A 10,845-nucleotide genomic window follows, 5' to 3' on the forward strand; every position below is an offset into this window, starting at 1 on the left:
CCAAACCGGGAAATGCGGTGCCATCACAGCCCATGCCTTGTCAGAAATTTCCTGCCTTGCTGCCATGAATCAAGCCTGACGGAAATCAACCTTCAGAGGGTTTAGCAACACACCCTAGGGGCCGCTTCAGAAAATGCCAAAAAACGTACGCAAGGACCCACGGAACCGTGGGCCGAATATGGCCCCGTCACTGGGCTTCCGCCGTTCGCTCCCGGCACTGCAGAGCGGTCACGCCGGCGTCGATCCGGCCGGGGCCTGACAGCGGTGCGCTTTAGGTGCGTGCCCCCGGCCACCAAGGTGAAATCATCGCGGTCGTCCCAATGATTAGCCCGGTCGCAATGGCTATCACGGTCTCTACCAGCGCGCCTCCAGCACCGCTCAGAGTTGGCCCGCCAAGAGCATTGACACTCTCAACCACAGCGGTCGCAATCAACGCCGGCAGAGCACCGCCCGAGGTAAGGACCAGAGCGCTTCGAAGCGGAAGTGATTTCTGAGTCCTTCCCCGTACCAGGAGCGGGACAACGACTACAGCGAGGAGCGGTGCGAAATGATAGGTCGGTGTCGGGTGGGCGATGGCCATGATCACCCAGCCGAGCGCCACAGGCAGACCCCGCGGCCTCCGCAGGGAACCGGCGGGCACGGTAGGGCACCACTGAGTGCCAGCCCCGCCGGCCGTCCTCCGGGTCCGCCCGGTCTCATGCGAGGATGACTGGACCGCCCCTGCCGAGGGCGAAAAGTCCCACAGCTCCCGGTCGTGGAGGGGACCCGATTTTTCAGAAATACATCGGATTGATGATGGTAAGGAGATTTCGTGGCTGAAGAAGTTGATGTTGTTGTTATTGGCATGGGTCCGGGCGGTGAGGCCGCTGCCGGCGAGCTCGCAGAAGCGGGCCTCTCGGTCGTGGGAATCGAGGCACGCCTGGTTGGCGGTGAGTGCCCTTACTACGGCTGTATTCCGAGCAAGATGATGATCAGGGCCGGTAACTCCCTGGCGGAGGGCCGACGCATCCGCGGCCTCGCCGGGGATGGCGATGTCCGCCCGGACTGGGCGCCGGTGGCGGACCGGATCCGCTCCGAGGCCACCGATGACTGGGACGACACGGTCGCTGTGGACCGTTTCACCGGCAAAGGCGGCCGCTTTGTCCGCGGCCGGGGCAGGATCACCGGGCCACGGACGGTCAGCGCCGCCGGCCGGGAGTTCACCGCCGGCCGCGCCATCGTGATCAATACCGGCACGGAACCGATGATTCCTCCGATCCCGGGTCTGGCCGAGGTGCCGTACTGGACCAACAGGGAGGCCATCGCCGCCACCGAGGTCCCGGAAGCCCTGATCGTCATCGGGGGAGGGGCCATCGGCGCGGAACTGGCGCAGGCATTCGCACGCTTCGGCACCCTTGTCACCATCTTGGAAGACGCGCCGGGCCTGCTGCCCCCGGAAGAGCCCGAGGCTGGCAAGCTCCTCGAGGGAGTGCTGCGGGAGGAGGGCATCGACGTGCTTGTGGGGGCACGGATAGAAAGCGTCCGGCACTCCGCCGGCACGTTCACGGTTGATGTCGATGGTTCTACCCTCAGTGCCGGCCGGCTTCTGGTCGCGACGGGCCGCACCACCAACCTCGAGTCCCTCGGGGTGGCAGCCCTGGGCCTGGATCCGGGTGCCCGCTTCCTTGACCCCGATGAGCACATGCAGATTGCCGATGACGTCTACGCCGTCGGCGACATCACGGGCAAGGGCGCCTTTACCCATGTGTCCATGTACCAGGCATCCATCGCCGCCGCGCACATCCTGGATCAGGACCCTGCCCCGGCCGAATACCATGCGGTTCCGCGGGTGACGTTCACCGATCCGGAGATCGGTTCCGTCGGAATGACCGAGGAACAGGCCCGCGGGAAAGGCATGAGCGTGCGTGTCGGTTTCACGGACCTGACGGCGTCCGCACGGGGATGGATCCACAAGTCCGGCAACCAGGGATTTATCAAACTCGTCGAAGACGCCGACCGCGGGGTGCTGGTCGGTGCGACGTCCACCGGCCCTGCAGGGGGCGAGGTCCTCTCGGCCCTGGCGCTTGCCGTCCACGCCCGGATTCCGGTCAGCACATTGCGGCGGATGATCTACGCGTATCCGACGTTCCACCGTGCCATTGAAGATGCGCTGGACCGTCTTGAATGAATCAGGCAGGGTGTACCGATGACCAGTGAGCCCATCGCCAGCTACGCCATGCTCTCTGACTGCCACTCCGCCGCGCTCGTGAGCGCCGCGGGTTCCGTGGACTGGTTGTGTTTCCCCCGTTTTGACAGCCCGTCGGTTTTCGGTCGGATCCTGGGCGAGGACGCGGGCTACTGGTCGATCCGGCCTGCGGCCCCCTACTCCTCAACCCGGCGGTACCTCGGCCCGACGATGGTCCTCGAGACGGTACACACCACAGCCGGCGGGACCGTGACAGTCACCGATGCCCTGGTCCTGGGAGACGGGAACCGGGGCCACGAGCTCGGTGCCGGCGTGCCCGGAACGTTGCTGCGGCAGGTGGTCTGTGTCGAAGGCGAAGTCGAGATGGAGGTGACGTTCGCGCCCCGGCCGGAATACGGCCTGGTCCGGCCCCTCCTGCAGGACACGGGCGGCGGCATTTCCGTCCAGGGCGGGGCCGGCGTGCTGGCCTTTTCCACCCCGGTCCCCTTCGAACTGGATGGTGGTGAAGCGCTTGCGAAGCCGGTCCTTCGGGTCGGAAACGCCCTGGGATTCGCCCTTCACCACCGGATCGCCGGGGCGGTATCGCCGGCGTTCTGGAGCCAGGAGGACATCGCCCGCCGGCTGGAGGACACGCTGGAGGGCTGGGACAGCTGGTCGCAGCTGCATCAGAGCTACGACGGACCTTGGCAGGACCTGGTCGCTTCCAGCGGCAGGGTCCTGCAGGCACTGACGTTCTATCCGACCGGTGCGATCGTCGCCGCCCCGACGACCTCCCTGCCCGAGGTCGCCGGCGGCACCCGGAACTGGGACTACCGGTACACCTGGATCCGGGACGCCAGCATGACCCTGCAGGCGCTGTGGGTGGCCGCCTGTCCGGACGAGGCCGGCAAATTTTTTCAGTTCCTCGCGACGGCAGCCGCCGGCCGGCTGAGCAACGGCGACGAGCTGCAGATCATGTACGGCATCGGCGGGGAACGGGACCTGACCGAACGCGAACTGGCCCACCTTCCGGGCTGGCGCGACAGCGCCCCGGTACGGGTGGGCAACGGCGCCTGGGACCAGCGCCAGCTCGACGTCTACGGCGAACTCCTCGACGCCGCCGCCACCCTCCCGGAGTACCTGAACGATCTGGAGCCCGGGACGCGGCATTTCCTTGCCGATGCGGCCGACGCTGCAGCATCGCGCTGGCAGTCCACGGATCAGGGCATCTGGGAGGTCCGCGGCGCACCCCGGCACTACCTTCATTCAAAGCTGATGTGCTGGGTAGCCGTGGACCGGGCCATCAGCCTCGCAGGGATCCTGAACGCGGAAGAGCGGGTTCCACACTGGGTACAGACCCGGGCGAAGCTCGCCGACTCGATCCTCATGAACGGCTGGAACGAGACAGCCAGCGCCTACACACAGGCCTACGGCTCCGAGGACCTCGACGCTTCGGCCCTGATGCTCTCCATCGTGGGTTTCGTGCCCGGTGATGATCCCAGGATGCTCGCAACGATCGATGCCATCGAGCACCGCCTCACCGACAGCCGGGGCCTTGTGTACCGGTATAAGGCCGACGACGGGCTCTCCGGAGAGGAAGGAACGTTCCTGCTGTGCACGTTCTGGCTTGCCCATGCCCTGGCCCTGGCCGGACAGACCCGGCGCGCCCGCGCCGTCTTCGAACGGGCCGCGGCCTTCGCCACGGATCTGGGCCTTCTGGCCGAAGAAGTTGCCCCGGACAGCAGCGAACTGCTCGGAAATTTCCCGCAGGCCTTCAGTCATATCGGCCTCGTCAACGCCGCCTGGGCCATCCGCACCGCCGAGGACGAAAACCGGCTCCCTACTGCCGGCGCCGGGGACAACCCGTGACGGGTTCTGTTCCGGGCAGCCGTCGCCGGGCGGTGATTCGGCTGGGAATTCTGGTGGTTCTCGTGGCCGCCGCCGCCGCCGCCGCCGCCGCCGCGGCACTGGTCTTTCCACTCCCACCGGTCGAGGACATCCGGAACTACTTCGGCACCACCGGCTGGTGGGGGCCTGCGGCCTTCATCCTCGCGTATGCCGGGCTGACACTGGCGCCGGTGCCCAAAAATGTCCTCTCAGTCGCCGCCGGGCTGGTCTTCGGGTTCGCCGGCGGCATCGCCGTCGTCTTTATCGCCGCGATCTTGGGTTCCATTGCCGCGTTCTGGCTGGGACGCTGGCTGGGCCGGGAGGCGGTGGAGAAATTCACCGGGGCGCGGGTGGAGAAAGTTGACCGGCTGCTGCGGCACCGGGGGCTGGCGGCCATGATCGGTGTCCGGCTGGTGCCTGTGCTGCCGTTTACGGCCATCAACTACACCGCGGGACTGACCTCGATCCGCTGGTGGCCCTATTTCCTCGGCACCGCGATCGGCATCCTCCCGGGAACGGTGAGTTATGTGACCCTGGGTGCGTTCGGCCTGCAGCCGGGATGGCAGCTCAACCTCGCGCTCGGGACGCTCGGCATTCTCACCGGGGCCGGGCTTGTGGTGGCGGTCCTGCGGCGCCGGAAGGAGAGGGCCTCCGATGTTTGATGCCCGGTTGCGGCGGGTCATGGAGCCGGCCCTGGGGCGGGCCGCGGGCTGGCTGGACCGGCCATGGATCACCCCGGACAGGTTGACGGGACTGAACCTGGTCCTTGGCGTTGCCAGCGCGGTCCTGGCGGCGGTGCAGTGGCGGCTGCCGGCGCTGGCCGCGTGGCTGCTGTGCCGGGTCGCCGACGGCCTCGACGGGCGATTGGCGCGGCGCCGGAACGCCCGCGCGGGGGTTGAAGACAGCGGCCGGGGCGGATTCTGGGACATCTGCGCCGATTTCATCGGCTATGGCGCAATCGAGCTCATCGAACCGGCGCCGGAGGCATCCCATGACTGAACCGGCGGACAGGGCGGCCTTCCATGCCGCGTCACGTCTCTCCCGCGCGGCCCGGGACCTGATACAGTCCGCCGATAAGCTGGACCGGCCATCCGACAGTTACGCGATCCCCGGCAATGTCCTGGATGCGGTGCGTTCCCTTGAGGTGTCACTTGCGCAGCAGGCGCAATGGCACCGCGGCGCCGAAGCCGGCAGGCACTTCCAGGAAGACCATGTCGACAGCACCATCGGCATCATGACCGCCGTAGCGGAACTTGACCTGGCAACGCAACAGGCCGAGGGGCTCCACGAGACCCAAAGCCGGGCCTACGGCGGCAGCGCCGTCGTCCGGTGGGTCGACGAGATGGACGGGCCAGCGAAGGGCTAACTCAGGGGCCTGCCTGTCAGCTGCGAACACGATCCCCTCGGCCAGGGCAGCTCCTTTGCTCCACTGCGGGCGTACGCTCAGATGGAGGGCTGAACGGCGCCGCTCCGCGGTCAATCTGGAAGTCCGGCGTCGGTGGTCGTTCAAGCGAAGAACTTGCAGGCTGCTGAGTGGGTCACGCAGCTGAAAGCTCAGCGATGACAACAGAAGGTGGGCAACATGATCAAGGATGCGGACGAGGGCGTTCAGGAGGACGCGCCTGGCCAAGATGCCGCGGTTCCACTGGACCGCTGGCGGGCCCTGCCGACGCGGGTGCCAGTGGATGAGCAGGTCACGTCCGTGCCGGTTTCAGAGGCACCGGACCCTGAAGGCGGCAGAAATCCTGACAATGACTGGCTGCTCCGCGGCGTTTGAGCCGTCGCGGGCTGTGCCGTCAGCCGATGGGCTGACGAGATGAACGGGCCGGCGGAGGGCTCCTCGTGGCGTCCATCGCCGCATTCGAGCATCATAGTTATGTCAACCATCGCTGTCCTGTCACCGCCGCTACATTGAAGCCGCAGGTGACCCAAGAAGAAAGCGGAGCTGCCATGGGCAAGAAGCTGCGTCTCACTCCAGAGGACGATTTCCCGGAGGACCTGGGAAAGGTCAAAGACCAGAAGCTCCAGATACTGGACAGCGAGGTCCAGCGCCAGCTTGACCATGAAGTCATTGCTGACGGCGAACCTAACAGGGAGACCGAGTTCCGGCACTACGAGCTCGACGAAGAATTCAACGCCCGCGACGAGCGCTGACCGCACCCCGCTGACGGCCGGAAGCGGACCAGTTGGCAGGGTCTCCCCCGCGTGTTTTTAACGCCGATAATCGACGTTATGTAAGGCTGAGTGTTTGAGACCCTTCTCGGCGGTCTAATTGTTGACCGTCAAGCACGAAAAGTAGGTGCCCGTCTAGCCGCTGGAATCTTGGGCACCTTGCATCTCAGTTGGGTCCGAAGGTTCACTCTGGCGTTAGAACACAACGAGGCCTCAAAGTAGGATTACACGGATTTCCCATCTGATCGTTAGGCGATGAATGAGGGTGTGGACGGGACCGTACTGTGCTCGTTACAGGTGGAGCCCGAGGTATCGGCAGATCCATACCGGAACATCTTTCGGACCTCGGCTGGAATGTTGTGGCGAATTCGACCGCTCCCTCATAATCGAAGGCCAGCGGGAAGGTATCTCCCTGGCCAAGCAGCGCGGCGCCTAGAAAGGGCGGAAAAAGATCCTCACACCGGAACGTGCGGCCGAGCTGCTCCAGCGTGCCGGCAGCGGTGTTCCGTAGGCCATTCCTGTCCGTGACTACGGGATCAGCAGGGAGATTGTCTACCAATACCTGCGCCACGCAAAGCTCGAGTGAAGCACTCCCCTCCCGCACATACGCAATGCGATAACACATTGCCGCGTACGTGGCACTCAGCCCCGATGACATATTCGACCAAATTGGTGAGCGCTGGTCACATTGTCGGTGGCTGAATGACGCGCGGCGCGCCATTGGCATTTGCCTGCTTGGTGATGGGGACCAACAGGAGTTACGCAACAGCGTCAGCGACCACACCATCTACCACATGCTGATAGATCACTATGCCGCCGAAAGCCTCGTTCTGGAGGAAAGGGCGGCAACCCCGCCAGCTTCACTGCAGTCCAAGCCGTCCCGGATACGCCGAGCTCTTAGCAGGTACTGCCCTGAGCCTGGCGCCTTGAGACCTGCGTCGAGAGAAAAGAGCCCGCCTCGCTGCTCGCGGAACGCACTGACGAATTCAATGCGATGAACGCCCTCAGGACGCTGCCAGCTGCTGGCGAACCGGTTCAACTCCGAAACTGCTCCAATGGATACCGAATCGTGAGCTTTTCGCTGTCCAAGCACTCATCAATCTCTCAACAGCTATGCGAGTCTGAGTACACCAACCATTCATTTGCCCATTCCCCATCTTAAAAGGGCGTAAAGGCAGGTTCTGAGGAAGATAACTAACATATGGCGCAATTCGGGATGCAACCTGGAGATCGAGGGACTCTGGAAGTCCGAACGACTGAGAACGGACTCATTGAAGGCTACTTCCTCCCCAAGGGGGCCCCGGCTTCTGGAACCGCCGCAGCAAATCTGTCCTCTGGCGTGAAACTCATCGAAGTCAACCCGGCCGAGGGAAACTTGACGCTCTACCCGACAGACACGCGGCCTCGAAGCGGCTCCTTCCTAGGTCCGAAGTACTCCAAGATCAGGTCCCTCGTCATCCCAGCGGACGTCGCATCTGATGCTGAGCTCGCCGACATTTTGGATACGTTGCCCCCCGGATTCACTACGGACTACGAGTACGGACTCGGGCTCACGCGACACTGCGACGTCTTGGTCGACCTTATCGAGGAATCGACTGATTGCACGGTTATCGAGTTCGTCAGCTCAGGGGATCCAAGAGTCATCAAGCACAAGTTCCTAATCAGCTTCACCAGGTTTAACGCCCTACGTACAGAGTTAAATCGGATCAAGAATCGCGGCGACCGCGGGATTCGCCGGGTAAAAGAGACTCATGTTCACAATGATCTTGCAGGAGCGCTCGGCCTGAAACCCCGACGGCTGTCTCTTGGACTGCTGGAGACATCGAAGTGGATGACCAAGGTCGCCGCTGGTGAGGAGCCGCTCAACGACGAAGAGCAGGACGCGCTGCTCCGTGCAACCGCCAAAAACGCTGCACAGATAGCATCCAGGGCTCCCGAAAAAATGGCACGGCTTCAGCGCAACATCAATTTGGTCAATCTGGAGCATCTCGTCGCGACGTACGAGGCGGCCCTCGATGCTCAGCACAACGAGAACTGGTGGCAGCAATTCTTCGAGGAGAACATCTTCGCCCTACAACTCTTGTTTGGCGGTCCAACGGTGTTCGTAGATGCCCAAGTTCCGATAGGCGAGGGCAGCAACGCAGTAAAGGGAAAGAAGATCGCCGATTACTTACTCAAGAATGCGCTGACCAACAACGCCGCTCTGGTGGAGATCAAGAAGCCATCGACCAAGCTGATGAGAAAAAAGCCGTACCGGGAAGGGGTTTACGGAGTACAGTCCGAGATTGCTGAGGCAGTAACTCAGGTCCTGGATCAGGCACTGCAACTAACCCGCCATGAAATGGCCACTAAACAGAGGACCGGCGATACTTCCTGGACGAGCAACGTTCCTCGCTGCTTTGTTGTCGCAGGGCTCGCCACAGAGCTCGACACCGATGATAAGAAGAAATCGTTCGATTTGTATCGTGAGCACCTGTCGAATGTACGTATCGTCACCTATGACGAAGTCTTAGGACAGTTGGGGACGCTCCACGACTTCCTCGCGGCAGAGAAGTCAATCGACGGAAATATCGTCGGGCGTGACCCTGCAGAATCAGGTCAGACGCTTGGGGCATCTTGATAGGGTCCGTTCGATATCACTAGCTGCAATGAATGCTTGGGAATTTGTAGCAAGTTGCCTAAAGCAACCCGTGTCGGGCGGCATTCAAAACTGCTCGATCTTGTCCTTGCGCAGATCTGGCATCTCGTTCGGCAACTTCGGCCAGTTCACAACGAAACCGAGTTCCGCAAGGGCTTCGACCGCGGCGCCCGTGTTATCCGCGACGGCAGCACGAAGTTGCGTGTCCCGCCACAGGGAGCGGCCCTCCCGCAGGGACTCCCGCCACCCGCTTGCACAGTCAATAGCTAACTCAACTACCAGCATCTCGAGTACGTCCTCCAGAGCCGGACGGAAGCGGGGACCGCCGAGCGGTAGATGTAACTGTGCCGCTCTAAGCGGTGAGCCGGCAGTTCTTCTTCGCTGAGTGCGCCTTTTCCTGCCCGCGTCCTCCATGGCGGCTATCAACGCGGCTGACTCGGTATGCATGTTGATGTGTGCAGAGGGCACGCCGCCCTTTGGTTTCCGAATGAAGTCATATCGGAGAATGGGTTCAGTTCTGGCGAAATGGAAGACCGTGAAAGTGCTCTGCTCTACTGCCAGGTATGTATTTGCTTGGTTCAACTCACAGTAATACTTGGCTCCCAGTCGGAATAAGGGTTTACCCCTTACGGTAAGCGTCAGACCTTCGGCTTGGACAGTCTTGACCACGACTCGGCTACCGGATGCATCGACGTGCATAACATCTTCGTCGCACCCCAGGAATGCTTTCACTGTGTGATTTACGCGGGCAGCAAACTCGCCGGCCTTTCGTTCAGTGTTGGCTCGGTGCTCAAGTTTGCGTTGGGCGGGGCTACTCACTCAGCAGGTAGTTGATATCAGCGATAGCCTCGAATATGGCGTACTGGCTGACAGTCAGGGTGTAGTCCTCGGCACGCGCAGTTAGTTCCGCGAGGGGCAGGCCCGACTTCTGCACGAGGATGTCCCGCTCCCGCAACAGTTCCTTGTGGGTTTTGAAGTCCACAGCAAGTGTCGTCATCGATGGTCCCCCTCGTCTCTCTCGTGGCATAAGTATTGCACTCCCGTCTGACCTTTTGGGTATCCGGGGCTAGGCGCGGCCCGGTGGAGTGATCGGTGACACCTTAGTGCTGCTACGGCACGCATAGGACTCGAAAGGGTACCGTCAGCAGCAAACACTTCGAGATTGGGAACGAGACGATGGCTGATTCTAATATTGCATGCCCTGCAGAAGGGTGCGACTACGTCGGAACCTTCCGCCTGGGAAGGGGCGAGAGCGCCACCTACCTTGGGTGGGTGCGGGAAGAGCATCCGAACCATCCGCGTAACCATTCGGCAGGGCCACGGAACGTGAAGCCAAAGGAACTCGATTTAGAGATGCAGTTGGGCCAGGACCAGGAATTGAACTTCTAGGCGACCTGACTTGAGGTCAGATAAGGGTCCCGAATGCATTGCCGCCGTCCGAGGACGGAAGCTTGACGAAAGATCCGCTACGGCGTTTCGGAATTGGATGGTCAGCGCTGCTTCGAAGCGCACAAATTGACCGCCCACGCGGGCCACCGTAGCCATCCGGCGCAGACGCCGGTCCGGCCGATACGCGCCTCACGGCGGCCCTTCGGGGCGCCGATTTGCTCAAGAGGCGGCTCTCCTACTCCCAGACTCTGTCAGTCCGTGGGAACGGCACCGATAGCGGATACTACATCAAGTAGTACCCCGCGTATCTCATCACATGAATCAATCCGCCCCAATCCCCCGATGCATCAGGATGCATCAGGATGCTCTGATTGGCCCAAGATTCCGCGCAGATTTCTGCCAACTTGCCACGGATGGTCACTGCTTATGGCCGGCAGCGACGCCAAGCCCTCCGAGCAGCAGCCACCCTCATAGTCGAAGCAGCACCTTCCCCAGCCGTACTGGGGTTGCCCGCAAATCGTGGACAGTTGATCAGGCGGCTTGTGCCGGCTGAGGTTTTGTTATGGCGAGGAATCGTTCGTGTTCCACGGGTGTG

General features: G+C 62.5%; 10 protein-coding genes and 1 pseudogene. 9 read left to right on the plus strand and 2 right to left on the minus strand.

Annotated elements, in window-relative coordinates:
- Positions 1-811: 811 nt before the first annotated feature.
- The 9 genes and pseudogenes from ABIB51_RS22560 (at position 812) to ABIB51_RS22600 (ending at position 8,843) form a co-directional block, all read left to right on the plus strand.
- Entirely contained in the window at positions 812-2,167 is a 1,356-nt protein-coding gene (locus ABIB51_RS22560) for a dihydrolipoyl dehydrogenase family protein (protein ID WP_354191598.1), read from the plus strand.
- A gap of 18 nt (positions 2,168-2,185) precedes the next feature.
- On the plus strand, positions 2,186-4,033 hold the full coding sequence (locus ABIB51_RS22565; RefSeq protein ID WP_354191599.1) for a glycoside hydrolase family 15 protein: 1,848 nt from the start codon (positions 2,186-2,188) through the stop codon (positions 4,031-4,033).
- Positions 4,030-4,713, plus strand: a complete 684-nt coding sequence (locus tag ABIB51_RS22570; protein WP_354191600.1) for a TVP38/TMEM64 family protein — start codon at positions 4,030-4,032, stop codon at positions 4,711-4,713. The genes ABIB51_RS22565 and ABIB51_RS22570 overlap by 4 nt, the downstream gene beginning before the upstream one ends.
- Positions 4,706-5,050, plus strand: coding sequence for a CDP-alcohol phosphatidyltransferase family protein (locus ABIB51_RS22575; RefSeq protein ID WP_354191601.1), 345 nt, complete (start codon positions 4,706-4,708; stop codon positions 5,048-5,050). Before ABIB51_RS22570 ends, ABIB51_RS22575 begins: the two co-directional genes overlap by 8 nt.
- Positions 5,043-5,417, plus strand: coding sequence for a hypothetical protein (locus ABIB51_RS22580; protein WP_354191602.1), 375 nt, complete (start codon positions 5,043-5,045; stop codon positions 5,415-5,417). Before ABIB51_RS22575 ends, ABIB51_RS22580 begins: the two co-directional genes overlap by 8 nt.
- A gap of 216 nt (positions 5,418-5,633) precedes the next feature.
- Entirely contained in the window at positions 5,634-5,828 is a 195-nt protein-coding gene (locus ABIB51_RS22585) for a hypothetical protein (protein WP_354191603.1), read from the plus strand.
- A 146-nt stretch (positions 5,829-5,974) separates the two neighbouring features.
- Positions 5,975-6,205, plus strand: coding sequence for a hypothetical protein (locus ABIB51_RS22590; RefSeq protein ID WP_354191605.1), 231 nt, complete (start codon positions 5,975-5,977; stop codon positions 6,203-6,205).
- Positions 6,206-6,587: 382 nt separating this feature from the next.
- Positions 6,588-6,809: pseudogene (locus ABIB51_RS22595) on the plus strand (recombinase family protein); the annotation flags it as partial.
- A gap of 753 nt (positions 6,810-7,562) precedes the next feature.
- Complete coding sequence (locus ABIB51_RS22600) at positions 7,563-8,843, plus strand: Shedu immune nuclease family protein (RefSeq protein WP_354191606.1); 1,281 nt, start codon at positions 7,563-7,565, stop codon at positions 8,841-8,843.
- A gap of 84 nt (positions 8,844-8,927) precedes the next feature.
- Here the strand turns inward: ABIB51_RS22600 and ABIB51_RS22605 are convergent, their stop codons facing one another.
- The gene (locus ABIB51_RS22605; protein ID WP_354191607.1) at positions 8,928-9,593 is read right to left on the minus strand and encodes a hypothetical protein; all 666 of its coding nucleotides are present in this window, start codon (positions 9,591-9,593) and stop codon (positions 8,928-8,930) included.
- A 79-nt stretch (positions 9,594-9,672) separates the two neighbouring features.
- Entirely contained in the window at positions 9,673-9,858 is a 186-nt protein-coding gene (locus ABIB51_RS22610) for a hypothetical protein (RefSeq protein WP_354191608.1), read from the minus strand.
- Between the last annotated feature and the right edge of the window lie 987 nt (positions 9,859-10,845).

Source organism: Arthrobacter sp. UYCu712, from assembly GCF_040547005.1.
In the GTDB taxonomy this organism is placed as follows: Bacteria; Actinomycetota; Actinomycetes; order Actinomycetales; family Micrococcaceae; genus Arthrobacter.

Coding starts and splice junctions, on each gene's coding strand:
- ABIB51_RS22565 (WP_354191599.1), top strand. CDS start 2,186: ATGACCAGTGAGCCCATCGCCAGCTACGCCATGCTCTCTGACTGCCAC.
- ABIB51_RS22575 (WP_354191601.1), top strand. CDS start 4,706: ATGTTTGATGCCCGGTTGCGGCGGGTCATGGAGCCGGCCCTGGGGCGG.
- ABIB51_RS22580 (WP_354191602.1), top strand. CDS start 5,043: ATGACTGAACCGGCGGACAGGGCGGCCTTCCATGCCGCGTCACGTCTC.
- ABIB51_RS22585 (WP_354191603.1), top strand. CDS start 5,634: ATGATCAAGGATGCGGACGAGGGCGTTCAGGAGGACGCGCCTGGCCAA.
- ABIB51_RS22610 (WP_354191608.1), bottom strand. CDS start 9,858: ATGACGACACTTGCTGTGGACTTCAAAACCCACAAGGAACTGTTGCGG.